The sequence below is a fragment of the Sediminispirochaeta bajacaliforniensis DSM 16054 genome, from assembly GCF_000378205.1.
In the GTDB taxonomy this organism is placed as follows: domain Bacteria; phylum Spirochaetota; class Spirochaetia; order DSM-16054; family Sediminispirochaetaceae; genus Sediminispirochaeta; species Sediminispirochaeta bajacaliforniensis.
In genome coordinates, this window is the sequence record NZ_KB899406.1 from 1 (window position 1) to 26510 (window position 26510).

General features: G+C 50.0%; 21 protein-coding genes. 15 read left to right on the forward strand and 6 right to left on the reverse strand.

Translation table 11 applies throughout. The features are described from left to right. The 4 genes from F459_RS23855 to F459_RS0100020 all read left to right on the forward strand — a co-directional run. The coding region (locus tag F459_RS23855) for a hypothetical protein (protein ID WP_033300983.1) at positions 1–225 on the forward strand (225 nt) is incomplete at its 5' end. Between the two features lie 178 nt (positions 226–403). Beyond that, positions 404–1741, forward strand: a complete 1338-nt coding sequence (locus F459_RS0100010) for an ABC transporter substrate-binding protein (RefSeq protein ID WP_020610689.1) — start codon at positions 404–406, stop codon at positions 1739–1741. 76 nt (positions 1742–1817) lie between these two features. Next, entirely contained in the window at positions 1818–2891 is a 1074-nt protein-coding gene (locus tag F459_RS0100015) for a carbohydrate ABC transporter permease (RefSeq protein ID WP_020610690.1), read from the forward strand. Next, on the forward strand, positions 2884–3753 hold the full coding sequence (locus tag F459_RS0100020; protein ID WP_020610691.1) for a carbohydrate ABC transporter permease: 870 nt from the start codon (positions 2884–2886) through the stop codon (positions 3751–3753). The genes F459_RS0100015 and F459_RS0100020 overlap by 8 nt, the downstream gene beginning before the upstream one ends. A 115-nt stretch (positions 3754–3868) precedes the next feature. Here the strand turns inward: F459_RS0100020 and F459_RS0100025 are convergent, their stop codons facing one another. Beyond that, positions 3869–4714, reverse strand: a complete 846-nt coding sequence (locus tag F459_RS0100025) for an inositol monophosphatase family protein (protein ID WP_020610692.1) — start codon at positions 4712–4714, stop codon at positions 3869–3871. Between the two features lie 99 nt (positions 4715–4813). On the opposite strand from F459_RS0100025, the gene F459_RS0100030 reads away from it, so the two are divergent. Then, positions 4814–5476, forward strand: coding sequence for a response regulator (locus F459_RS0100030; protein ID WP_020610693.1), 663 nt, complete (start codon positions 4814–4816; stop codon positions 5474–5476). Positions 5477–5672: 196 nt separating this feature from the next. Here F459_RS0100030 and F459_RS0100035 read toward each other — a convergent pair whose 3' ends face one another. Beyond that, positions 5673–6317, reverse strand: a complete 645-nt coding sequence (locus F459_RS0100035; protein ID WP_033300989.1) for a redox-sensing transcriptional repressor Rex — start codon at positions 6315–6317, stop codon at positions 5673–5675. Positions 6318–6475: 158 nt separating this feature from the next. Here F459_RS0100035 and F459_RS0100040 point away from each other — a divergent pair, with 158 nt between their 5' ends. From F459_RS0100040 to F459_RS0100050, 3 genes are all read left to right on the forward strand, one after another. After that, the gene (locus tag F459_RS0100040; RefSeq protein WP_020610695.1) at positions 6476–7450 is read left to right on the forward strand and encodes a 2-hydroxyacid dehydrogenase; all 975 of its coding nucleotides are present in this window, start codon (positions 6476–6478) and stop codon (positions 7448–7450) included. A gap of 187 nt (positions 7451–7637) precedes the next feature. Further along, the gene (locus F459_RS0100045; protein ID WP_020610696.1) at positions 7638–8921 is read left to right on the forward strand and encodes a solute carrier family 23 protein; all 1284 of its coding nucleotides are present in this window, start codon (positions 7638–7640) and stop codon (positions 8919–8921) included. An 86-nt stretch (positions 8922–9007) separates the two neighbouring features. Next, entirely contained in the window at positions 9008–10654 is a 1647-nt protein-coding gene (locus F459_RS0100050) for an FGGY family carbohydrate kinase (protein ID WP_020610697.1), read from the forward strand. Between the two features lie 94 nt (positions 10655–10748). Here the strand turns inward: F459_RS0100050 and F459_RS0100055 are convergent, their stop codons facing one another. Together F459_RS0100055 and F459_RS0100060 are read right to left on the reverse strand one after the other, a co-directional pair. Continuing rightward, the gene (locus F459_RS0100055; RefSeq protein ID WP_020610698.1) at positions 10749–11510 is read right to left on the reverse strand and encodes a hypothetical protein; all 762 of its coding nucleotides are present in this window, start codon (positions 11508–11510) and stop codon (positions 10749–10751) included. Between the two features lie 59 nt (positions 11511–11569). Beyond that, positions 11570–13090 carry a sensor histidine kinase gene (locus F459_RS0100060; RefSeq protein WP_026294802.1) on the reverse strand — a complete coding sequence of 507 codons (1521 nt, stop codon included), beginning with the start codon at positions 13088–13090 and terminating at the stop codon, positions 11570–11572. A gap of 117 nt (positions 13091–13207) precedes the next feature. Between F459_RS0100060 and pgmB the strand changes: the two genes are divergently transcribed. After that, positions 13208–16186: a beta-phosphoglucomutase gene (pgmB, locus tag F459_RS0100065; protein WP_020610700.1), complete on the forward strand. Its 2979-nt coding sequence runs from the start codon at positions 13208–13210 to the stop codon at positions 16184–16186. 279 nt (positions 16187–16465) lie between these two features. On the opposite strand, the gene F459_RS0100070 is transcribed toward pgmB, so the two are convergent. Further along, a complete protein-coding gene (locus F459_RS0100070) occupies positions 16466–17155 on the reverse strand; it encodes a tyrosine-protein phosphatase (protein WP_020610701.1) in 690 nt (229 codons plus the stop codon). Next, positions 17152–17943, reverse strand: a complete 792-nt coding sequence (locus tag F459_RS0100075; RefSeq protein WP_020610702.1) for a metallophosphoesterase family protein — start codon at positions 17941–17943, stop codon at positions 17152–17154. The genes F459_RS0100070 and F459_RS0100075 overlap by 4 nt, the downstream gene beginning before the upstream one ends. A 303-nt stretch (positions 17944–18246) precedes the next feature. On the opposite strand from F459_RS0100075, the gene F459_RS0100080 reads away from it, so the two are divergent. The 6 genes from F459_RS0100080 to F459_RS0100105 all read left to right on the forward strand — a co-directional run bounded on the left by F459_RS0100080 (position 18247) and on the right by F459_RS0100105 (position 26481). Then, positions 18247–19527: a sugar ABC transporter substrate-binding protein gene (locus tag F459_RS0100080; RefSeq protein ID WP_020610703.1), complete on the forward strand. Its 1281-nt coding sequence runs from the start codon at positions 18247–18249 to the stop codon at positions 19525–19527. Between the two features lie 75 nt (positions 19528–19602). Next, positions 19603–20514 carry a carbohydrate ABC transporter permease gene (locus F459_RS0100085; RefSeq protein WP_245540030.1) on the forward strand — a complete coding sequence of 304 codons (912 nt, stop codon included), beginning with the start codon at positions 19603–19605 and terminating at the stop codon, positions 20512–20514. 118 nt (positions 20515–20632) lie between these two features. Beyond that, positions 20633–21370 carry a carbohydrate ABC transporter permease gene (locus F459_RS0100090; protein ID WP_245540031.1) on the forward strand — a complete coding sequence of 246 codons (738 nt, stop codon included), beginning with the start codon at positions 20633–20635 and terminating at the stop codon, positions 21368–21370. 2 nt (positions 21371–21372) lie between these two features. Further along, positions 21373–22245 carry an MBL fold metallo-hydrolase gene (locus F459_RS0100095; protein ID WP_020610706.1) on the forward strand — a complete coding sequence of 291 codons (873 nt, stop codon included), beginning with the start codon at positions 21373–21375 and terminating at the stop codon, positions 22243–22245. Then, on the forward strand, positions 22246–23235 hold the full coding sequence (locus F459_RS0100100; RefSeq protein ID WP_013256177.1) for a LacI family DNA-binding transcriptional regulator: 990 nt from the start codon (positions 22246–22248) through the stop codon (positions 23233–23235). 105 nt (positions 23236–23340) lie between these two features. Further along, complete coding sequence (locus F459_RS0100105) at positions 23341–26481, forward strand: DEAD/DEAH box helicase (protein WP_020610707.1); 3141 nt, start codon at positions 23341–23343, stop codon at positions 26479–26481. The last annotated feature ends 29 nt before the right edge of the window (positions 26482–26510 follow it).

Here is a 26510-nt window from a genome sequence, read left to right on the forward strand (position 1 = left end):
GGTTTTGTAGGAAAGGTGGAAATGGGTCCAGTAGTCGATGCTGAAGGTGCGGGTGGAGAAGGAGAGGTGGCAGGTTTTGCATTTGAACTTTTGGATGCGGGGGGAGGTTTTGGTGGAGTAGGAGCCTGTTCTAAAGAACCAGTGGCCTTTTGGAGAGAAGTGGTTGAGGCAATGGGGATTGGGGCAGAAGGGGGGATGGAACATGGAAAAACTCCTTTTTCGTAGCGTTCTTACTATAAGTAACTACGAGAAAAGGAGATTTTATTCATTTTTCACCACGATTCCAGACAGTAGTAAAATATTCCCCTTGACATCTGTGATGAGGACACCTACACTATTAAATGCAACCGTGTGCATAGACTCTGTTGTATGAGAGAATACTAAAAGAAAGAAGGAGAAGAAGATGTGTAAAAGAATGAAAAGCTTTGCCGTACTTGTGGCGTTGCTTGCTCTTATCTCGGCACCCTTTGTTATGGCTGGAGGTCAGCAGGATTCGTCCGCTCCTGCCGGTGATTCGGGGCAGGTGGTGGTTACCATTGCCGCCGGTGCCGTCGGCCAGGAACTTGAGTTGACGAAACAGGCGGCGGCCGAATACACGAAGATGCACCCTGATGTTTTGGTTAAGGTGCTTGATACTCCTGATCTCTCCGACGATCGTCTTGGTCTCTATCTACAATTCTTCGAAAGCCAAAGCTCCGAGGTCGATCTTTATCAGGTTGACGTAATATGGCCCGGAGATATGGCCGAACACTTTGAAGACCTCTACCAGTATCCCGGCATGAAAGAGGATGCTGCAAAACACTTTGCTCCTATTGTTCAAAACAATACCGTTGATGGAAAACTGGTGGCCATGCCCTGGTTTACCGATGCAGGGCTGCTCTATTACCGTACCGATCTTCTCGAAAAATATGGATTCGACGGGCCGCCGGCTACCTGGAAAGAGCTTGAAACCATGGCACAAACGATCCAGGACGGAGAACGGGCCGCAGGGAATGCGGACTTTTGGGGCTATGTCTGGCAGGGTAACAGCTACGAAGGCCTTACCTGCGATGCCATCGAATGGCTGGCTTCCAACGGCGGTGGAACCATTGTCAGCCCCGACAAAAAAATAACTATAAATAATGATGAGGCTATAGCCGCCCTCAATATGGCGAAAGGATGGGTCGGTACCATCAGCCCGAAGGGTGTTCTTTCCTTTGGTGAGGAGGATGCGAGAAACGTATGGCAGGCGGGAAATGCCGCATTTATGCGTAACTGGCCCTATGCCTACAATCTGAGTACCTCGGATGAAAGTGCGGTCCAAGGAAAATTCGCTGCTGCTCCGCTTCCTGCCGGCGACTCCGGTAAAGGGGCTGCTGCCCTCGGCGGATGGCAGCTTGCGCTTTCCAAGTACAGCAACAATAAAAAGGTTGCAGCGGAAGTGCTTCGCTATATGGCCGGATACGACGTGCAGAAGATGAGGGCCATTGAAGGCTCTTTTAATCCGACTATCAAGTCCTTGTATCAGGACAAGGATGTTCTTGACGCTACCCCTATCTTCGGAACACTTTACGATGTTTTTGTTAATGCCACCCCCCGTCCTTCGACGGCGACTGCACCGCGATATAGTGAAACATCGAAGATCTTTTTTACCAATGTTCACGATGTGCTCAGCGGAAAGAAAGATGCCGCCACAGCGGTTCGTGCGATGGAGCTTGACCTGAAGGATCTTCTCGATTATCCGACCGGATCTCCCGAATAAGTGACAAATTGCCTATAATGAAAGGCGGGCCAGAGCACTTCTCCGGCCCGCCCTTTTGTAGAAAGGAGAGTAAGGTATGGAGACCACATCAAAGAGTCTGGTCAAATCCGAGGCTCGGCTTGCCTATCTGCTTCTTGTTCCGTCATTTATTATCTTAATCATGATTGCTTTCTATCCTCTGGGCAGCGTATTTGTAAACAGCGTGACAAATAAGCGCTTTGCCAGTAGTCAAAAGACGGAATTCGTCGGATTGAAAAACTACAAGAAACTCCTTGGTTTCAAGGTGATGGTTCTTCCTCCGGTGATTGATGATGCAACGGGAAAGCAGAAGTTCGACCCTGAAACAGGCGATGCAGTCTGGGAAAGTCCCCTCGATGTTTTGCCGACGGAACCGGTACGGTACAAAGAACTATCTCAATTCAGTTTCATGGGCGCCCAATACGTTATCGGCGCCACAGATCCCGATTTTCTCCAGGCCGTCGGTGATACCGTTGGATTTACCATCCTTTCGGTCTTTATCGAGACGGTTTTGGGGCTTGCGGTAGCCCTGGTCCTCAATTCGGCCTTCAAAGGAAGGGGCTTCATGAGAATGGTCATGCTGATCCCCTGGGCCATCCCCACCGCCGTTTCGTCAAGGATGTGGGAATGGATGTTTGCCTCGAACAGAACGGGATTTTTCAATATTCTTCTTGATAAAATCGGGATAAACAACGGCCAGTTCGCCTTTCTCGTCGAATCGTCAAGTCAGCTTTGGGTCATGATCGCCATTGATGTGTGGAAAACAACCCCTTTTATGGCCCTGCTTATCCTTGCTGGCTTACAGATGATTCCCCGTCAGATCTATGAAGCAGCATATGTGGATGGGGCCAATAAACTGCGACAGTTTTGGTCCATGACCCTCCCAATGCTCAGAGCGACCCTTGCTGTTGCGCTTGTGTTTCGGACCCTGGATGCCTTACGGGTCTTCGATGTATTTCAGATCGTCTTCGGCGCAAACCGATATTCGATGGCGAGTTTTGCCTATTATCAGTTGGTAGATAATAAGCTGATGGGCTACTCTTCTGCTTCCAGTGTCGTCATATTCCTTCTGATATTTATCTTTGACTTTATTTACATAAAAATGATAGGGGGGGTGGACAGTGATGCATAAGCCGTATTCCGGAAGGCCGCTTCTTCGTATCCTTTTCTGGATTCTCATCGTCTACATCTTCATTCATATGACATTTCCTTTCCTATGGGCGATTAATTCCAGTCTCAAAAGTGAGGGGCAGCTCCAAATGACCCCCGGTACCATGGTCCCCAGAGATCCCGATACGATGAAAGTCTCCCTCTATTTGCGAAACTATGCCGCGGTTTTTAGAAACAAAACCTTTATGCGGGGGATCCTGAACTCATTTGTCGTCGCAGGGTCGGTGACCCTCCTTTCCCTCTTATTTGGTTCCTTTGCCGCCTTTGCCATGGGAAAGCTGCGATACCGTGGGAAAACTCCCTCGATGTATATCATTCTCTCGATGACGATGTTTCCGCAGGTCTCTGTCCTTACCGGTTTGTATGCGGTGATTCGCGTTCTCGGTATTCCTGCCACCCTTAGCATGATTCTTACCTATATGCTGATGACGCTTCCGTTTACGATCTGGGTTCTGACCAGCTTCTTTCGCGGTTTGCCGACCTCTCTGCTTCAGGCCGCTCAGATAGATGGCGCAACACCGTTTCAGAGCTTTTACCAGATTCTCCTTCCCCTGACAGCCCCCGCTCTGGTTACCACCGGGCTGCTTGCTTTCATCCAGGCCTGGAACGAGTATCTTTTCGCCTTAACCTTTACCTCGATTCAGCCGTCGGCAAGGACCGTACCTGTAGCGATCGCTCTTTTTACCGGAGAGGTCTCCAAGCAGGAGCCTTTCGGTGAAATTATGGCTGCGGCGGTTATCGTAACCGTGCCGCTCCTTGTTCTTGTCATGATTTTTCAGCGAAAGATCATTGCAGGGCTTGTCCAGGGCGCCGTCAAATATTAGCTATGATCCATGGCTGCTGTTTTGCGGGAAGTGATGACGTTCCGCAGAACAGCAGCTAAGCGTTTTCGTGAAGGCCCTGGCGGTAAAGCGGAAATCACCAGGATTCGGAACACTACTAAAAAAGCTCACTTCCCGTATGTTTTGCATCGACATAGGCGCTTCCCGTCTCGGAAAGAGCCTCGAGAAGGGTAGGGAGGATTGCCGGACTTGCTGCCAGACAGTCCAGCAGAGCCGGTTGCTGCGCAGTTCCTCCGTGATGCCAATGTACCGCAAAGCCCCCCGCTTCCTTGACAATAAGGCTCCCCGCCGCGATGTCCCAGCTCCTTATTTTGAGCTCCCAATAGGCGTCGTAAACCCCTTCTGCAACAAGACAAAGATCGTAGGCAGCCGCCCCAAGCCTTCTTATGCCCCTTACCTTTGTGGACATGTCGGCGAGGTAGTCGATGTTGTTTTCACTGCTCGTAGCCCTGTCGTAGGGCACTCCCGTGGCCATGAGCGTTTCGTTCAATATCCGTCGTTCGGACACCTTGATTGGGATACCGTTCTTCAATGCCCCCTCTCCAGCCACTGCGCTGTAGAGGTCATCCAGCATCGGTGCGTATACAACACCGAGCATCGGCACCCCTTCGAAGGTAAGCGCGACGGAAACGCAGAAGATCGGATGATGGTGGACATAGTTGGTGGTTCCGTCGAGAGGATCGATGATCCACTGCCATTGCGATCCGCACACCGTCGAACCCTCTTCTTCTCCCAGAATATCATGGTCGGGAAAACGGGAGATGATCACAGACCGGATGATCTGTTCGCTTTTCTTATCAGCTTCGGTGACCATATCGACACTTGTCGATTTTCGGTCCACCCGGAAACCTTCAACTAATAGTCTTTTCTGCAGTTCGCCGGCTTTCTGTGCCGCCTCTGTTGCAACTTCCAAAGCCCCATCGGGTAGTGTTTGCTGTTTCATACCGATATAGTAGCGTAGCATCCCTTTTTACAATAGTCTTTTGGTTTTCAATCATCCAAAAAAGTGGCGAAAATGGGCCATTGTTACTATACTTAACGTATGGAAAAGATATGCGTATATCTTGTTGATGATCATCCGGCCGTTCGTGACGGTGTCCGTTCGGCCTTGCTTCGCAGCGGCTTTATTTCCATAGTGGGTGAGGCCGATGACGCATACCGGCTCTTTGTTGATCTTGAGGCGGTGCGTCCGGAGGTGATTTTGCTCGATATTGGTCTTCCCGACGGATCGGGAATCGATTTGATCGAAAAAATCAGAATGAAGCTGCCTCATGTCAGGATTCTGATGTTGAGCATGTATAATCGGATTGATTATATTGTCGAGTCGCTTAGGAACGGGGCCCGGGGCTTTGTGACAAAGGAGACCTCTCCTTCACGGATAGCCGAAGCCATTGAGCGGGTTCATGCCGGTGAATATTTCTTCGACGGAACGGTCCTCGATGCTATCGTTGGAAAGTTACTGGAAAATTCCTATAACATCATGGATGTCAGCGATAGTGCTTATGCAACACTTACCGCTCGCGAGCAGGAAATCATGCGTCTCCTTGCTCAGGGGAATTCCGTTCGTAAGGTGGCTCAAATGCTTTTTATCAGCAAGAAGACGGTGGAAAACCACCGTACAAGTATTTTCAAGAAGCTCAATATCAATAATTCGGTTGAGCTTGTACACTATGCAACGAGGATTGGGCTCATTGATATCGATTGATTCTAGGACTTTTCCCTATACGATTGTGACTAATCCCAGTTTTAGGCTGATTATTGCTATGGTATAGTACATACAGATAAAGTGAATGGCAGAAAAACAAAGAAGAAAGGTTGATGAAAAAAAGCGGTAAGCAAAAAATGTCTATCATTCCAGGTTAAGGAGAGAGGCGGAACCCTCGTAGGCCTCTCTCCTTTTTTTATTCGTGGCTATGATTTCTTTCGAATTCCGCCGCTTTCTGGCTGAGGAGTGCCAATCCTGCCGAAAGGTCTTCATAGCGAATGAAGACGTCTTCCGGAAGGGAGAGCCTTGTGGGGGTAAAATTCCAAATGGAAATAATTCCGGCGGCAACCATCTGTTCGGCAACAAGCTGTGCTTCGGAGGCCGGAGTGGTGATAATTCCGATCCTGAGCCTCATTTTTTTTGCAATGAGGGGCAGAACGTCCATCCCTTTGATCTCTAATCCTCCGATTACACTTCCTATCTTTTGGGGATCCTTGTCCAGCAAAAGGGTGATCTTCATGCCGTATTGAGCGAAACCAGGAAACTGCGCGAGGGCCTTTCCAAGGTTTCCTGCCCCGACCAATGCTACACTTCTCGAATGCTCAAGGCCGAGATACTTTTCAAGATCTTTTCGCAAGGTAAGAACATGAAAGCCTACACTCGGCCTTCCTTTTGCTTTGAAACAGAGCAGATCCTTCCTAACCTGGGCTCCTGGAACCCCTGCTTTTCGACCTATCTCGGAGGATGATATATACGACGATTTCTGCTCAGCCGCATGCTTCAAGATGCGGTAATATACGGGAAGCCTTTCCAGTGACGGACGTGAAAGCTGAATTGAAATAGTTGTGCCCCTCTTTCAGAGTCATTTAATGAAAAACTTCAGTTATTGTAACTCACTCCGGTCCTCTGTCAAGCTTATTCAACGTTGTAGGTTTGTAAATTCTCCTTGAGACCGGGGTCCTCTTGCAGAGCACACCGCATGGAAGTAGACTGGAGATTATGAAGAAGGTTTATGTTTCCAGAGCAATCTCGGATAAAGGGATCGAGCTGCTGCGCAGGCAGTGCGATGTTCGTGTACAGGCTGCGGACAGACCGGCCACAAGGGAAGAGCTTCTGGAAGGAGCCGACTGGGCCGACGGTTTGCTTTCGCTGTTATGCGATAAGATAGATGAAGAGGTACTTTCTGCAGGAGGCGGGCTGAAGGCGGTGGCCAATTATGCGGTCGGCTACGACAACATCGATCTTACCGCCGCAGGTCGCCTTGGAGTCGGGGTAAGCAATACCCCTGATGTCCTTACACATGCTACTGCCGAGATGGCTTGGGCACTACTTTTTGCGGTAGCCCGTCAGGTCGTTCCTTCCGACCGCCTGATGCGCAGCGGCCGGTGGCAGGGATGGGCCCCCATGGAATTTGTCGGCTGTGATGTTACCGGAAAGACGCTCGGTATTATCGGTGCCGGCCGAATCGGCACCGCAATGGGATTGATGAGCAGTGGCTTCGGCATGAAGGTGATCTACTGGAACAGAAGTGCATCCCCCCGACTCGAGGAGGGAGTGGGAGCGCAACGGGTTGAGCTTGATCAGCTGATTGAGGAATCTGATTTCATCTCGCTGCATCTTCCCCTGAACAATACTTCCCGGCATTTGATCGGAAGACCTCAGTTTGAGGCGATGAAACCGACATCGTGTCTTATCAATACCGGCAGGGGAGCTTTGATAGATGAGGCCGCCTTGGTTGATGCTTTGCGCAAGGGGAAGATTGCCGGTGCCGGACTTGATGTATATGAGTTTGAGCCTGCAATGAGCAAGGGGCTTGCGGATCTCGATAACGTGGTGATTACGACCCATACTGGTTCGGCAACAAGTGGTTCACGTGGAGACATGGCGGTAATGGCTGCGGAAAACCTTATTGCAATGCTCGACGGCAGGGCTGGTGCCCAGTGTCTTAATGCCGAGGTATTTCATCATAGGTGATTATGACGAAGAAAGACTTGACAGAACTTGCTCCCTTCTGATATAAATCCGACAATTTGGATAACAAAAGGAGGGAGTATGGTTTTTTATATGTTGCCTGTGGGCGCGGGTTTTCCCTCCGACGGCTTTCCTTTTCTTTTATAGAGAAAAGGAAAGCTTTTTTTTTATCCGTAATAAAGGAGGAACGATGAAGGACAAGATCATTGGAGTAAGGGAACAGCCTGAGCTGAGGCGATGGATTCCCCTGAGCTTTCAGCATGTTTTTGCAATGTTCGGAGCAACGGTTCTTGTGCCGCTTTTGACGGGCCTGAGTCCTTCGACGGCACTTTTTACCTCAGGAATAGGTACACTTTTGTATATCCTGATTACCGGGGGACGAGTCCCTGCATACCTCGGCTCCTCTTTTGCCTTTATTCCGCCGATTATTGCGATCTCGGGAAGCTTTGGAATGGAATATGCTCTTGGAGCAGCATTTTGCGTGGGAATATTCTATCTTATTGTCGCCTTTATTATCAGTAAGGCCGGAACCGGCTGGATAGACCGTCTTCTGCCGCCTGTTGTGATTGGGACGGTCATCATGGTAATCGGCCTCAATCTTGCACCGACGGCGATGAATATGGCCATGAATGGTCCTGATGGCAGCTACAGCCTTGCATCGGTGATCATTGCCGTGGTCACCCTCAGCATCGCGGTGGTTTCCCTCCTTGTGCTGAAGGGGTTTTTTACCGTCATTCCGATTCTGATTGCCTTTTTCGGTGGCTATCTCTTTACTTTGGTTGCCGGCTCAATCTGGCCCGCTTTTTCCTGGATCGATTTTTCTTCGGTAAAGGAAGCAGCCTGGTTCGGTTTTACGGCCCCAAAGATCCCGAAATTCTCCGTCGTTCCTATTATCACCTTTTTGCTTGTCAGCCTTGCGACCATTGCCGAGCATCTTGGAGATACCATGGTGACCAGTAAGGTGGTGGGAAAGGACTTTCTGAAGGATCCCGGTATTCACCGAACCCTTGCGGGTGACGGTGCTGCAACCGCCCTTGCCGCCCTTTTCGGCGGGCCCCCCAATACGACCTACGGGGAGAATATCGGTGTTATGGCCATCACCAGGGTCTACAGCGTCTGGGTCATCGGAGGGGCAGCGGTGATTGCGATCATCCTCTCTTTTATCACCAAGGTCGGGGCTATCATCAATACGGTTCCCGTTCCGGTAATGGGCGGCATATCGATGATGCTTTTCGGGATTATTGCCAGTGCAGGTATCCGCACGGTCGTGGAAAGTGGCGTTGATTACACCTGCAAAAGGAATCTTACCATCAGTTCGGTGATCCTGGTGATCGGAATCGGCGGCGGAAGAATTTTCTTTCCCCTGAACGAAAGCCTTCATTTTGAACTAAGCGGTGTTGCCCTTGCCACCCTCGTCGGCATCGTGCTGAATTTGATTCTCCCGAAAACGATTGACAGCCCGAAAGAGGAGTAGAGGATATTCCAGCGTGAGGCTCTGCATGCTATACTTTCCTCGGTCAGCGGAAAAAAGCACATTTCACAGCGACAGGAGGTTGCTTCATGAGCACAGTGAGTCTCGGAATTGATTGTAGTACCCAGAGTATGACAGGAGTGGCAATCGATGCGGAGAGTGGTTCCGTTGTCTGGAAGAAGAGCCTGTCATACCAGTCCGATTCCCGTCTCGGTGGTTTCGGCCTGGAACATGATACATTTCTTGTTCCTCCGAGGGTTGAAGGAGAGGCGGACCAGCCGCCGAAGCTTTTCCTCGCCGCCCTTGACGCCCTTTTTTCCGATATGAAAGAAGATGGCGTTGTCAGGCCCGATTCCGTGGCTGTCATTAATGTTTCCGGGCAGCAACATGGTCATGTGTATCTGAAAAGCGGTGCACAAAAATCCTTTTCGACCTTACGGGAAAAGGGGATCGGTGCGGAAGCCGGAGACCTGGTACATCGGCTGGCCGATGTTTTTTCCTACAAGGCGGCTCCGATTTGGAAGACGAGCGATACCGCGGCTCAGGCAGAGGCTATTCGGACCGGGGTGGGCGGAAAGCAGCGCATGATCGAGCTTTCCGGCAGCGACAGCCCTTTGCGTTTTTCCGGAGCGGTTATGAGGAGGGTCGCCCAGCGTTATCCCGATGTATGGGAAAAGACCGAAACGGTACTCCTCATCAGTTCCTTTATTCCTGCGGTTCTCGTTGGTAACAGTAGGGTCGGTACCGATTTTGGAAACGGCTGTGGTACCAGTTTGCTTGATTATCAGCGACGCTCCTGGTCTCCTGAGTTGATTGATGCTGCATCGGCATCCCTGCCGGGAGGTTCCGAGGCCTTCCGTGCAAAACTTACCGATGTCGTTGCCCCAGATGCTGTTGTCGGCTCGGTAGCTGCCTATTTCGTCGAGCGTTACGGGCTTTCGCCCGATTGTATTGTTGCGGCAGGCAGCGGTGATAATCCGCAGACAAAGGTTCTGGTCGACGGTGATCTCTTGAGCCTCGGCACCAGCTTTGTTTTCATGGTCGCGGCTTCGACCTCAGGCGATGGCCGGGTTGCCATGGATCAGGCGGGCTACGCCAATGCCATGTACGACGGGCTTGGAAGGCCCTTTCTTTTCGGTTGCCGGACCAACGGGGCCCTTGTCTGGGACCGGGTCCGCATGATGCACGGTTTGAAGAGAGATGAATACGCTCCTGCCGATGATCTCTTGCCCTCGATACCCGTTGGAAAATACCTTCTGATCTGGCAGCCTGATGCCGAATCTTTCCCCGCCGGCGGCGCAATAGCAGATCCAGTCCGGGATGGGCAGACTGCCTCCCTTGAGGCGGATTATGCCGGTATTATCGATACCACCCTTACGATCATCGAACATTATTCACGCAGTTTCTCCCGTGATACCGATGAGCCCTTATACGTGACAGGAGGCCCTGCAGGGGCAGCTGGAGTGGTTTCCCGAATTGCAGCGGTCTGGAACCGCCCGGTGGTCACCATCGGCAGATTGGGGGCCGGGCTTGGAGCCGCCGTTGCTGGGGTTTCCGCTCTTTCATCCCTTCGACGGGGACTGCCTTCTGTCGATGATCTTACCTCTGCCGTCCTGCCCAGGGGGGAAGTGGTAAGGCCTGAGCCGGAGATGGTACGGTCCCTGCATGGTGAGTCGGGGTTTGTTCGTCGGGTGATTGGTCGTTACGAATCGGTATTGCAGGGGCTTTCTGCTTAGCCTCTCGGCTTTGCCGTCTATCGGGACGTCCCTTCGTCGATGAACCGATGAAGGGCGTCTTTTCCCGGTTCGAAAGCGAAGTTTGACTATGCCGTTATCCCCTTTGTGGATCTGTCTGAATTTCCTGTCTGGTTTCCGTGATCCAGGAAAAGCTGTGGCGATTTCTGTATTCTTTACCCGTTTTGTCGAATTGATCCCAGAGCGCTATCAGTCTTGCAAAAAGTTCCCGGCTTCTTCTGCAATACTCGAGAAGATCCTCTCTGTCTAGGTTATCGGTCTCCATCTCGGCAAGCTCTCGCACCGATTCGATAAAGGGGTGATGGGGGTGCTCGTCGGGAACCTTTGCCTCTTTGGGCTCGCTTCGATCGAGTTTTGGTTTTCTGGCAACAACGCGGATGCGTTTTACCCTTGCCGATCGGGAAGGCTGCTTACTTTCCTCCTGCTTGGCATCACCTGGAAGATCCTCACTCGAAAAACTTTCATGGGCAACACTATTCCCACCTGTATAATGATTCTGCCCCCGGGAGACCCAGCTCATGAGCATACTGTACTCTTCACTCTTGCCCTTGCCGGTAAAATCTTGTTTTAGCGAGAGAAGTCGGCTGCAGACGGGGCATTCATCCCGCACACACTCATAGTCTTTGGGAAAGAGATTCATGAACCGGGAAAAAAGTGGATAAAATTTCTCTTTTTCTCCTTCTTCAAGATCCCATTCCTTGTTTTCGTCTCGTTTCGATCCCATTCTCACCGCAAGAAGATATTTTTTTTCTTCTGTTGAGAGTATCTTCAGTCGATTTGCAATACTTACAATATGTAAAAGCTCTCTGGGGGCAAAAAAGTCAATTAGCTTCTTCATTTCAAGTAGCTCCAAAATCTCGTGAAACGTGGAAATCGATTGTATCGAAAGAAAAGCGTCTATTCAAGGGCGGTCGAAAAATTGATCCGAAAGCCTGTCCCCGGTGTGTCTAATTCCTCAATCGTCCCTTTCAACTGTTCGGTGAGATTTCGAATAAGCAGAAGGCCTAAACCTGTTGTTTCTGTTTCTTTCTGTTCTTCTTTATTGTTTATTCCTATCCCATTGTCTTTGACCGTCAATGTATAAGAAAGTTTCTCGCGCTCTTTAAGTGTAATATCAATTCGGCCGTGACGATCCTTCGGGAAGGCATGTTTCAGACTGTTGGAAATGAGCTCTGCCGTGAGAAGGGCCAGCGGTGTTGCAACCTCGGGCCTGAGGAAGACATCTGTAGCCGCGATGTGGTAGCTGACGTGATCTGTTTGCCGGTAAATATCGAAAAGAGCGTCACACAGGCGATTAAAATATTGTGTCATATCGATTCGGCTCAAATTCTCCGATAGATATAACTGTTCATGAACCAGTGCCATAGATTGCACTTGCATCTGCGTATCGAGGTAGAGCCTGTAATCATTATCATTTTCAAAATAGTTGCTTTGAAGACTCAAAAGACTACTGATGATCTGTAAATTGTTTTTAACACGATGATGAATTTCTTTCAGCAAAACTTCTTTTTCCGCCAAAGACTTTCGCAGAAGATTTTCATGCTCCTTTCTCGTGGTAATATCCCTGATGATACCAACCGATCCGAAGCCTCCCTCAAGCATCGTATTTGAGAACCCTACGGCACTAACCTCACCATAGGCTATTACGGCACCTATCATCTGCTTCTGACGATCAGGGAGGTGTGGTCCGGGGATGACCCTTACCTCGAGTCCGGCTGTCTTGCGTTCTCCTGTCCGCCGTTCATCAAAGAGCTTGGGAGCACCCACGTCGCCGGTCGTTTTCCCTGTATATCGGGGAAGCACTGTCTCTCTGCTTACCCTTGGGATATCGGAGGGGTCAAGGATGCTGGAAAAATGTTTACCGAGTAATTCGTAGGGTTCATATCCGATGACACGGACGGCATCATTGACAAAATTGAACATCCCCCTGTCGTCGAGTGAGTAGATGATATCGGGAAGCGCCTGGACCAAATCCAGGTAACGCCGTTCGGTTGCCTGGAGATGGATGTTGTGCCGGTCCATGCTCTCTTTGTAATTAAGAATTTTTCGAATCCTGTGAGGAAGAGTCGTAAGATACGTCCCTTCTTTGTCACGTATTAAAAAATCACTGGTTTCGTTCGAAACCATCTCATCGATCATGTTGTGATCGATGAAATCAAACAACAAAATAAAAGGCTGGGGCCAAAGAATAAGCCAATCGGCAAAGCCTCCATTCTGGAATTTCAGGTCGGTGACGATGATATCCACATCATGAGTTTTGCTGAGTTCTTCCACATTGGAAACCGATTCGGGGAAAAGAAGGGTATAGGGAAGATTATCCTTTTTTACTAACTGATGAAATGCCATTTGCTCGGCTCTGTCCGCCACAGCGAACATGATGACATGCCGTCGCCTCTCGCTATCAGGGTGTCTGCTCATACCTGCGATATCGTATCACCATTTTATTTTTCTAGCCACCCCGTGCTCCTTGACAATAGGCAATAGGACAGCGTAAAGTATTTTGTATGCAACCGTGTGCAAAGGGGTGGAAATGGAATGAATCATCATTTGTTCGGCATAGATGCCTGGGTTTTACGCGAGGAGCGTTTCGACAGGAACACGATTGCCGCAAGGGAGACGCTTTTTACCCTTGGCAACGGCTATCTCGGCATTCGGGGCTGTCATGAAGAGCTGGATGCTTCATGGTGGCGGGGCAGCTATGTCAACGGCTTTTATGAAAGCCGCCCCATTGTCTATGGTGAAAGGGCCTATGGTTTTGCCGATCGCTACCAGACCATTCTCAATTGCAGTGATGCCACGCTTATCACGCTGAATCTGCATGAGGAATCTTTTTCCCCGGCGACTTCGCATATCGATGCCTATAGCCGGGAGCTTGATCTTCGCACCGGAATCCTGAAGCGGAGCCTGGTGTGGTCGCCTTCCTCCGCTCCCGGTACGAAGGTGAAGGTAGAAAGCCGTCGTCTTGTACCCTACCAGCCTCGTCATCTCATGCTGATTTCCTATAGGGTTACCCTCATCGAGGGGGGAGGGAATTTTTCCCTTCGTCACGAACTCTCCGGTGATGTTTCCAATCTCGCCGCCGGTGACGATCCCCGTACCGGTTCTCATATTATGCCGGGAGATTTCGGGATCGAATCTGTTCGCCAGGAAGAAAACCATACCGTGCTGAATCATTTTACGAAAATGAGCGGCCTTCGTATGTGTGTCGTCGCGGACCGCTCCTTTTCCTGTTCTGCCGGTGAAGGGGGGTATGAACTATGGCGGAAAGAACGTAACAGCGGTGGTATTGTCGGGGCTCAGGCGGACATGAAGGCAGGTGATTGGCTGGAGATGGTTGTTTGTGCAGGATGGTATCACGGTGCAGCCGGAGAGGAGCAACAGTTGGAGTCCAGAGCCATTTCGCACGTTTCCGAGGCTCTTTCCTGCGGTTTCGATGCGGCCGCAGATACGCAGAGGAAATTTCTCGATCAGTTTTGGGAAGATGCCGATCTCCTGGTCGAACATGCCCCCGATGTGCAGCAGAGCATCCGGTTCAACCTCTTCCATCTGCTGCAGGGAGCCGGAAGAGAAGGAGGAACCTCGCTCCCTGCAAAAGGGCTTACCGGCGAGGGATATGAAGGACACTTTTTCTGGGACACGGAGATCTATGCGCTTCCCTTTTTTCTCTACACCCGTCCGGAAATTGCCAGGGATCTTCTTGAGTACCGTTACCGCATCCTGCCCCATGCCCGGGGCAGGGCAGCCCAGCTCGGCTATCCCGGGGCTCTCTATCCCTGGCGAACCATCAACGGAAATGAAGCCTCTGCCTTTTTTCCCGCCGGTACCGCTCAGTATCACATTAATGCCGATATCGCCTATGCAGTGGTAAAGTACCTTGATGTAAGCGGCGACGAGAGCTTTCTGGCCCATGGAGCGGAGATTCTCCTCGAAACCGCCCGTTTCTGGTACGGTTTCGGAGACTTTATCCCCTCCCGCGGCGGTGCTTTCTGTATCAACTGCGTTACCGGACCCGATGAATATACTGCGCTGGTAGATAATAACTACTATACCAACCTCATGGCCCGGGAGAATCTTCGCAGTGCGGTTCGCTTCCTCGATCTCTTGAAAAAGCGACAGCCGGAGGCATGGAAAGGCCTTGTCGACTCCGTCGGCCTTGATCCCGGGGAGCCCCAGGCGTGGCTTACGGCCGCGGATGCCATGTACCTTCCCTATAACGAAGATCTTGGAGTTACACCTCAGGACGACACCTTTCTCTCCAAAGCTCGCTGGGAGCGGGCTTCCGTCCCTATCGAGCGGCGTCCCCTGCTCCTGCATTACCACCCCCTTACCATCTACCGCTACCAGATCCTTAAGCAGGCGGACCTTGTCCTTGCCCAGATGCTTTTGGGACGCTATTTCTCCCATGCCCAGAAAAAACGCGACTTCGACTATTACGATCCCCTGACCACCGCCGACTCCTCCCTAAGCCCCTGCATCCAAGGGGTGATGGCCGCTCGGCTTGGATACGCTGAGGAAAGTTATCGACATTTCACACGCAGCGTGAGGATGGATCTGGACGACGTCAACGGCAATGTCCGGGACGGCATACACGCCGCCGCCATGGCCGGATCATGGATCAGCCTTGTTTACGGCTTTGCAGGACTGGAAGATTACGACGGCATGCTTAGATTTGCTCCCGCTCTGCCGGCAGCCTGGAGCCGCCTTTCTTTTTCCCTGAGAAAGGGACATTCGGCCCTCGAGGTCAGCATCGGCCACGAAGAGGTCTCCTACCGAATCAAACGGGGAGGGGCCCTGACCATTTTCCATGAAGGACGCAGACATAAGATTTTTCCCGGCTCTCCCCTGGTGATAAGCATGAGACCGGAGCTCGAAGCGGTAATTTTCGACCTCGACGGCGTTATCACCGATTCGGCCGAGTATCATTACCTCGCCTGGAAGCAACTCTGCGACGAACTTGAGATTCCCTTTGACCGGCAGTTCAACAACAATCTCAAAGGGGTAGGCAGAATGGCAAGCCTTGAGCTGCTTCTCGCCCGCGGTACGCGCCGCTACAGCCCTGAGGAAAAGGCCGCCTTTGCCGCCAGAAAAAACAAATACTACAAAAAACTGATTGCCCGTATTACCCCGGACGATCTGCTTCCCGGCATTGATGCCCTTCTTTCGGAGTTGCATGAGGCCGGCATTCGGACCGCCCTTGCTTCGGCAAGCAGAAATGCAGGTGCTATTCTCGGCTACCTGGGGATCTCCGACCGCTTTGATGTGGTGACCGATCCCGGTGCCCTCAAAAAGGGTAAGCCCGATCCGGAACAATTCTTCCTTGCCGCCGAGCTTTTGGGGGTTCCCTACCGCAACTGCATTGGCGTAGAAGACGCCCAAGCCGGTATCGACGCCATAAACGCCGCCGGAATGCTCTCCGTCGGCATCGGCGGCTATCTCGAAGGGGCCGCCTTGCGTCTGTCTTCCACCGCAGAGCTTTCACTGGAGCGTCTGCGGGAGGCCTTCTTTCGGCGGTGACATGTTCTTAGTGTTCCGAATCCTGGTGGTCTGCATGCCCTTTTGTCTGTACCATACTCGATATAGTGCCGGTGCTCGCTTTTTTTTATGGTTTTTCCTCCAGGTGGCTACGGGAAAAGGAGTTATGTTCCTCCAATCACCAGGATTCGGAACAGTAGGTATTTTTTTGGGGGGGGCAGCCGCCCCCTCGCTGCAAAGCCGCTTTCTCCGTCCGCCTCTTCCGGCTCCGTCCCCTCCGCCGGGGCGGCCGGGCGGCTTTTCCGCTCCCCCCGGGAACGACTATGCGGAAAGGATGAATTTCGAGCGTATTGTATGAAGCGTCGTCTCGTCGATTCCGATTGCTTTGAGATAGGGAACCGCACCGCCGTAGCGTTTTTCCAGAAATTCTATAACGAGCTGCATGTTATAATAATTTGATCCCGATATGTCGCTCGTGAAATCTCGGATATAGCTATGGCTCACCTCATAATCGGCAATGATGTCTTCCTTTGGAACATCGGCAATGCTCAGTAAGAACATGCTTATGATGCCGGTACGGTCCTTTCCTGCGGCACAATGATAGATCGCCCTTCCTGCATTGGCGAGAATTTTGAGGGTTTTTGCTATCTCTTCCTGCCCGAAGCTAAGAATTTGGCGATACATTCGGTGGAGGGTCCGTGTATCGGTGACCGAAGAGTTTACGTTGATATCTTTTGCCTCAACACAGCCCATTAAGGAGATGTGATGATATGATGCGCCTTCCGGAATTCTATCGGGGGAGAGCGCTCTTTCCTCTTCATAGCGTAAATCGATTATGGTGTCGATGTGCGCCGTTCGTAGCATGTTTAGGTCTTCTTCCGTTGCATGATGGAGATGTGTGGAACGGAAAAATATTCCGTATCGGGTTGCCTCCCCGTTTTTACACGGATAGCCTCCCAAATCTCGGAAGTTCGCCACTCCTTGCAGGTTCCATCGCCGTAATGCTTTCATGAGTTTGTCCTTTTACTCTCTTTTTTTACCATGGGGAGGGGATCCCTCGAGGTTTCTGCCGATCCAAAGAAAAAGAAAAAATCCTGTAATTCTGTCTCCATCATTGCATTGCGTTCATGATATTTTCGTGCCTCTTCCAGTTGGGGCGTTCTGTCATACGGAATCCGTTTGAGCGTAAGCCTTCCCTCTTCGATACATGCATAATGCGCCGATTTGTCGGGATCGTCCGGGCGACGGTATGATACACTGCCGGGATTTATCCATTCCATCCCGGTTGCCAGTTGATGCCTGCATTGTCTGTGTGAATGTCCGAAAATCATTCTTTTTCGCTCCGCGTTCCAGTATTCCTTGGGTGTATGAGATTTCCAGTAAAGCTCAAACTGGTGTGATGTTTCTATGCAGCCGTAGGCCTCGTCGTACTGGTGCTGCATAAGATAGTGCCAACCGTCGGCCTCAAAGAAACGGTGGAGGGGCAAAGCGGATAGATATGAAATATCCTGATTCGATAACCGTTCACAATTGTAGTGTACCCATTTATACATCGCGGGAGCAATGTTGCGGAATTCATGTTCATGATATGTTTTAGCGACATGGCGGTCATGATTTCCCTGTACAATCATGGAATTCTCTTTTTTTTGTCGTAATGTCGATATGACCTCTTTCGGTGCTATCCCGTAATCGACAAGATCTCCCGCACAACATAGTTGATCATACGTTTTTTCCGCCGAAAGAATCGTCTCAAGCGCCCAGATATTACTGTGTATATCTGAGACGACAAGCAACTTCATACAACAGCTCCTTTTTTCATGTGGTATGGTAATAGGACTTTGCCGGTAAACTGCGGTGATGATAAACGCATCAAAATGGTATGTCAATCGATTGATATAATAAATATATTTACCGCTTGACATACAGATGATATGGCGTATACTGACAAAAAATGAGAAAATTGTGAGAAAATGGTTAATAAAGTATTAGTTGACATCGATATACCTGATGTTACGCGTAGTTTTGGTGTGGATATGGAAAGCATTTTGCTTTTTATATGTCAAACGGTTGACTTTTTTATTTTTTAGAGAGGAGAGTGTTTTATGAAAAAAACGATTCTTATTCTGCTTGTACTTCTTCTTCCCTTGGTTTTAGTTTGTGCGGAGGGTAAGCAGGAGGCATCTGCTTCAGGTGATACGGCGCAGATCAAGGTGTGGGTCAGCAGTGGTGCAGAGGATGATATCTACAGGAATATGTTCGACAACATGGAATCGGCATTGGGTATCGCCATTAATGATGAGTATTATCCGAAGGATGAACTTGATAGCAAACTGAAGATGGCTCCCGTTGTCGGGGATGCTCCTGATATGATCGTGGTTGACTATCTTCAGATTCCATCCTACTACGAGGCCGGATTAATAGCATCTCTTGACGGACGAATACCCGATACGCTGAAAAACGATTTGATTCCCTCGGTGATAGCGGAATCCACCTATGATGGAAAATTCATTACCACTGCGCAGTTTGATGCAGGGATGGCGATGTGGGCGAACAAGAGCATGCTGGAACATGCAGGAATCAGAATACCCGCGAGCTACAAAGAGGCATGGGACAGAAAAGAGTTCGAGGATGCCTTGGCAAGGCTGAAGGCCGATGGAGTGCCGTATCCGATCTATATTCGGCAGAACAAGCCTTCTTCCCTGTATTTTATGTATTTGCCGGTTGTCGCAAGCTTTGGCGGTGATTTCATCAATCGTGATACCATGCTGACGGAAGGGACCCTGGATAGCCCGGAAACCATCGCTGCCTATGATTATATCTCATGGCTTATCGACAAGGGCTATATGAATGGCGCTTGTGACTATGAGAATGGTTTTTACGGAAGAAAAGAAAGTGCAATAGCCCTGCTTGGACATTGGAAGTACAAGGATCATGTGACAAATCTCGGTGATGATGCCATCCTGGTGCCAATCCCCGATTTCGGTAATGGGGTCTATACATGTTCCGGTTCAACGGTCTGGGCAATGACGACTTCGGCAAGCGAAAACGGTACTGCAGATGTGGTATGGAAGGTAATTGAAAAGAGCCTTGATCCTGAAAACATCAACCTGGTAACGGGCTTCAACGGGGCTATTCCCTCGAGAAAATCGGTTATGAACAGCAACCCTGAACTTCAGAAAGGAGGACGATTGTATTTGTACCGTGAACAGTTGGAAGCCGGTATATCTGTTCTTAGGCCTTTAACCCCTGCTCATATGACGATCTATAGTGCAGTACAGTCGGCAACAGCCGATATTATAGCCGGTTCAGATGCTGCGACGACCTTACACAACACGGCTGTGTCCATAGATGAAATCATCAAAGATAACGGTTGGAATAAATAAGCGATTGTCTTAACCAATACGGGGGGCATACAGTTTCGTATGCCCTCCTTTCTTGCACTTCGGAGTATCTTTACCATGAATAGAAGAAGCATTTCGTTGAGAAGAAGTCATCACATTCGTGACGGGCAAACAGCAACGGCCTGGCTGTTTTGTGCGCCTGCACTACTTTCGGTTTTTTTGTTTTACCTTATCCCTTTTTGTCTCTCGATTGCATATTCCTTTACAAATAAGATGCTTGTTCCGCGGATAGGACGATCGACCGAGTTTGTTGGGGTGGGAAACTATCTGAAAATTCTTTCAAACGATATCGCGGCAAAGGCTTTCGTCAATACCGGTCTCTACGCGCTTATGGTCGTACCCGCCATTATGGTAATTGGTACCATCTTAGCCGTGTTCGTAAACAGGCAGGTAAAGGGAGTGAAAACCTTCCGGGCGATTTACTTTAGCCCGCAGGTCGTGACAATGACCGTCGTGGCGGTTGTTTGGTCTTTTATTTTTTCGCCGGGAGAGAGCGGGCTCCTTAATTCTTTTTTAGGATTGATAGGAATACCACCTCAGAGCTGGCTTCAGAACTCGAATCAGGCCCTGTTCTGTATTGCCGTTATGTACATATGGCAATCCTTAGGTCTTCAGATGATAATAATCCTGGGGGGGCTGCAGTATATTCCGGAAGAGCTTTACGAAGCAGGTCGTCTGGACGGTTGCAGCATTGTTCAGAAATTTCTTTACATCACCGTGCCTCTGCTGAAAAACACCCTGGTCTATGTCCTTATTTCCACGACCATCAATACCCTGAAGCTTTTCACCCAGGTCTATGTTTTGACGAACGGTGGTCCAAACCATTCAACAACTTCAGTTGTATATCTGCTGTATAAAGCCGGTTTTATCAATAGTCAGTTGGGCTATTCTTCGGCCATTGCCGTTGTCTTTTTCCTGATTGTGCTGATCATTTCGCTGATCCAGAATTATGCCATGAGCGAGAAGTAATATTATGATATCAATATCCATACGTCGAAAACATATATCTGTCGCATGTTTGTATCTTGCCTACATAGTGGTCGCATGCCTATTTGTGCTTCCTATGCTTTACATGTTTGTCTCTTCCGTGAAAACTGATGCCCAAATTGTAGAAGATATGTCGACCTTCAGGGCCTTTATTCCTTCCGGCCATATCTCCGCAGAAAACTACTCGGCAATAATAGGAAAGGTGAATTTCTTTAAGTTTTTTAAGAATTCCGCGGTTGTTGCCATCCTGAATGTCTCGTTGGTTACCATTCTCAATGCAATGATGGGATATGCCTTGGGATTGCTTAGCTTCAAGGGAAAGAAGTTTATGATTTCTTTTATTATTGCGCTTGCAATCATTCCCACCGAATCTGTTATCATCAACCGTTTTATGGTTGCGCTTCATTTGCACATGCTTAACAGCTACGCAGGGCTTGCATTACCAACTGTCGGCTATCCCATGTTTATTTTTTTGTATTATAACCATTTTAAGGGGATGCCGAGGGAGTTGCTCGAGGCCGCTATCGTTGATGGTGAAACCTATAACGGTATATTCTGGAAAATCATGCTCCCATTGTCGAAACCGGTCATCTCCACGGTTGCCATTATGGGATTTATTCGATCCTGGGGCGATCTGCTATGGCCGACTCTTGTTACCCGGGATGAAACATATCGAACCCTTCCCCTGGCTTTACGTGCGTTGTCCACCGATGTCTATATCTTCTGGGGACAAATTTTTGCCTTCGCATCACTTATGACGCTGCCGGTCCTTATCATATTTGTATTGTTCCAAAAGCAATTCATTCAATCCCTGGCAATGACTGGTATCAAAGGTTAGCCATGCGAATCAAATATCTCGGAACAGGAGCTGCCGAGGGTTTTCCCGGGCTTTTTTGCGAATGTGCGGCTTGCAGGAAGGCAAGGGACCGGCGGGGAAAAAACCTGAAGATGAGAAGTTGTACGTTATTGAACGACTCTGTCCTCATCGACATATCTCCCGACATTTTTGCACAAAGCCTCTCCTTCGGCATTCGCATGTCGAAGATTAAGGCAATTGTCTGTACCCATTCACATGAAGATCACTTGGACCTTTTTTCCCTGATGTTAAGGTGCCGGACCGGATCCTCCCATCTCCCCGATATACCCCCTTCTCAAAATCACATCCATGTCTACGGGAGCAGTGCAATTATCGGAAAAATAGAACATGCCTTTTCCTCCCAGCCACATGCCGATAGAAACATTCTTATTTTTCATGAACTGAAAGCCTACCGGCCCTATCTGATCGAGGGCCTGGAATTTACTCCACTGCCGGCACAGCATATCCCCGACGAAGAGTGCTTCCTCTATTGCGTCCGGGAAGGGAAACACTCCTTACTCTACGCCAATGATACCGGTGCCCCAACCGAAGATTTTTTTTCCGGGGTCGAACGCTTGCCTCACCCCTTTAGCGTCGTAAGCCTCGATTGCGCCCGGGGAACGCTCGATGGCGATGGACATATGGGGATCAAGGAAGTTCGGTCGCTCTGCGGAAAGCTGAAAGAAATGGGAAGAATTACCCCTGCTTCTCGAATCTACCTCAACCATTTCTCTCATATGTGCGGTATGATACATGATGAGTTTCAGGACTTGATAGCTGAAGAAGGCCTGAGGCTTACCTACGATGGCTTGACCCTTGAGGTCTCTGATGATGGCTTTTTCACTAGGAGCATGTAAGTGGCTACGATCAAGGATGTTGCGGAGCGTGCCGGTATTACCGTGACCACTGTTTCTCGGGTCCTAAACAACAGAGGATATATAAGCGACAAGACCAGAAAAAAAGTCTATCAGGCGATGAAAGAGTTGGATTATCGTCCCAACGCGATTGCCCGTGCTCTGGCACAGAATCAGACCAACTCGATCGGTATTATTGTACCCTCTCTGTTGCATCCCTTTTTTGCCGTGAGTATTAATTACTTTGAGTTGTATGCGGCACAGCATGGCTTCAAGATAATGATCTGCAATTCTCAGCGGAATATCGAAAAAGAAATGGAATACTTCGATATGCTAAGATCAAATAAGGTTGCCGGAATTATCTTATGTACACGAAGTGGAGAGGTTGAAAAATACCTCGGCTACTCTTTTCCGGTAGTGACCTTTGAGCGATCTATTTCCAATCAGATTCCTGCTGTTCTCTGCGATAATTACCTCGGAGGGGTTCTGGCAACCAAACATCTCCTGGAATCGGGCTGTACCCATCCGGCAATGCTTAACGGCAGCCTGCATGTCCGTCTTCCCGCCGATGACAGAGCAAAGGCTTTCATCGACATATGTAATGCGGCGAACGTTCATCCTCTGATATTTACGACGAATGAGGAACAGTTTGATAATCGTCGCTATAGGCCCGAGATAGATACCCTGATTGAAGAAAATCCGGAGATAGACGGTATCTTTGCATCAAGTGACGTCATTGCTGCACAGGCTATTCAGGCCTGTTACAAGAAGGGGATTCGTATTCCCGAGGATGTGAAACTTGTTGGTTTCGACGACATAGAAATAGCAACCCTGACCACCCCGACGCTCACTACCATCCGCCAGCCCATAGAACTGATGTGTAAATATGCAATCGAGATCATTCTTCAGAAAATGAAAGGGGAGGTCGTCCCGATTCGAACGGTCCTGCCGGTTACATTGGTGCGGCGGGAATCCTCCGAAACCACTCCGTGATTTTTGCAGCGTATGTTTTGTAATGAGCCATGAATAGCCTCAGTCGCTTCTTGTGTAGTATCTTTAGGATCAGTATACCGTGTAATCGGTGCAAGGAGCGTGCTGATGGCATCCCAAAAGAGCATACATGATGAATATCCCTTCTCTGATATGATTTTTACATCAAAGCATCTGGTGGCAGCCAAGCATTTGTTTGAACCGATTATTCGACATCGGGGGGCAGAGTACTTTCGGGAAGGCCGGGTGGCCTTCGAAAGCCTCTCTCCTGAAGGAGCCTTTTTCTCGGTGGAGGGGAGCCGGGGAATGCCCTATTCTGTTGTGCTTAGGACGAAGGGAGACAAAGGAGACGACCTTTCGGCTTCAAGCTGCAATTGTCCCTACGATGACTTTTGTAAGCATATTTGGGCATCCCTGCTGACGGCAATAAACGACAAGCTTCCTTTACCTTCCGGATTAGGGATTTCGAAGTCGTTCTCTCGTGCCTCTGGAGAATCCTGGGTCCGTGATCTGATCAAAGAGCCGCAGCATCCTGTCCGCGATCCGAAGAAGCGGTTCCGCCTTCTTTTCCTCATAGGGCCTTACCCCTCCTATGCTTTCCGGTCGAAACTTTTCGTCCGTCCTGCCCTTCGGTACATACGACAAGACGGTGAGCTCGGTGCAATTTCGAATTTTCGTGATTCGGCTCATCTTGCAGATGTATCCGACAGGGAGAAAATGCTCCTTTCTTCATGCCTCGAGTATGAAGGAAACCGTTTGGATCTTCACACCGGCATAGGCTATCTTCTCGGGGAAAAGGGGATTCCTGCTTACGTCGATAACGGGCAAACTCCCCCGGTCCCCATCACTATTTTCCCTGTCGAGGGTCTTGAGGTGGATTTTCGACCGCAACTGGAAGAAAATGGGGAGGTTGAATTTCAGCCACTGCTCGCATATATCGATTCCCAGGGGCGTCGGCAGCATGTTGCTGCGAGGGAGTGCCTTCTGGACAGACGGGGTGCAGAGAAATTCCTCTTTCATCCCCTTTCCGGTCTGCTGGCCCTCGTCCCCGTGGATAACGGTACGGAAAATCGAGCCCTTGATCTCTTGGTTAATGGCCTTCTGCCCTGGCGTCCTGAGAATATTCGGGAGTTGGAAAGGCTGCTTCCGAAGGAGCAGATAAGCCTTGCGGAAGTAAAAACTGAGTTTCGGTTTTCCGATAATATTCCCAGGCTTACTCTCGACATCACCGAGGTTCCCCAAGGTCTTGAGTTTTCGGTCGGTATCGACCACGCCTCGCTTCCAGATTCCGAAGTCTCCCTTCATGCTGATGGATATTGGGTGATTCCCCGTGTGGACTATCAGGCTGCTTTGAAGCAGGTTTCACGCAGTATGGGCGCTTCTGAAGGCTTTTCCCCCGATGCTTCGCTGTTCAGAGTCAACATGACTCTGGTTCAATTCCTGAAGGAAAAGGCTCACGAGCTGCTTGCTGCCGGTTTGTTACTCCGTTTGAATAGCATCCCGATTCATCCTGCCGGTGAAATCAGGATTGAATCCGCCAGCGGGGTGGATTGGCTTGACCTTAGAGTTTCTATAGATGGACAAGATATTGGTACTCACTCGCTGGATCTATCCCGCCGATTGCTTTCTGCGGAAGATCATTTCATTGTTTTGGATGATGATCAGGTGGATCGGCTGATCCATCTTAACGAACTGGATCGAGGGAAATCGGGCAGCTTTCGTTTGTATCCCAACGATATCGCAACCGTTCAGGATCTCGGTTCCCTGATAGATGGCATCGACGATCCCCGACTGGAACGCAGCCGGAATATCATCGCCAGGCTTGAGACCGGATTCGATACCCGCCAAGAGCCCCCTAGTCCTCTCCTCCGGGCGAAGCTCCGGGAGTATCAGAAAACCGGACTGGAGTGGTTGCGCTTTCTGGAACGTTACAACCTGGGAGGGATACTGGCCGATGATATGGGACTGGGAAAGACGATCCAGACCATTGCCCTCTTGGCGGATACTCTTCGGAGGGGAGATTCCGGTCCCTATCTGATCGTGGCCCCCGTAAGTGTCGTTCCCAACTGGGCCTCGGAATTTCACCGGTTTTTGCCGGAAATGGAGGTAACAATTCACATTGGGACCGACAGAGCACCCCTGGGAAAGGCCCCCAGGGGTGTGGTTCTTACCTCGTATCAGATTCTCAGGCTGGATGCCGGGGAGTTTACATCAATATCCTGGCATCTCCTTTGTCTTGATGAAAGTCAAAACATTAAGAATGCAGCAACGAAAACCTACAAAACCGTTCGGACACTCTCGGCAGATCGTGCTTTAGCCCTCTCAGGAACCCCTATCGAAAACTCGGTAATGGAGCTATGGGCCGTGATGGATATCGTTAATCCCGGCCTGTTGGGTACACGAGAGGCGTTTAAACGTCACTACGCAAAGGCGGTAAACGCCGGTAATGGGGAGATAACTTCAAACCTGCGGAAACGAATCGCTCCTTTTATTCTCAGACGCACCAAAGGGATTGTGGCTTCAGAGCTTCCCGCAAGGGAAGAGGTTTTGTACAAAGTAGAGCTCTCCTCCCAAGAAGCTCGATTCTACACCCGGTTGAAGGAGTCTATGCGGGCGGAGGTTAAAAGTCTCATCGATGCCAAGCCCGGATCTCTCAAGGTAGCCAACGCAATATTGATGGCCCTGCTCAGACTCCGCCAGGCTGCCATTTCCCCGATTCTTCTGGATGAGAAGCCCGAAACCAGCAGCAAACTGGATGTCGTAATTCAGCTTTTGGAAACCCTCCTCGCCGAGGGCCACAAGGTGTTGATTTTTAGTCAGTTTGTCAAGGTCCTCTCATTGCTGCGCGCGCGCCTTGAAGCAAAGGAGATGGAGTATGCCTATCTTGATGGTTCTCTGGGGACTCGTGCACGGGAACAGGCCATTCGCTCGTTTAAAAACGCAAAGGGGATCTTTCTTATCAGCCTCAAGGCCGGAGGAACCGGTCTCAATCTCACCGAAGCCGACTATGTCTTTATCCTCGACCCCTGGTGGAATCCCGCGGTGGAATCTCAGGCTATCGATAGAAGTCACCGTATCGGCCAGAGGCGGCCTGTGATTGCCTACAAGTTCATCTCTGCCGGGACCGTTGAGGAACGGATTATAGAGCTTCAGGAACATAAGCGGCGTGTCGCCAACGAGCTGCTCTCCTTCGATTCCTCGCTTATAGGAAAGATGAACCGGGAGGAAATCCTGGCACTATTTCGGTAAGGCTGCAGATGGCTATGGCCGGCTCTATT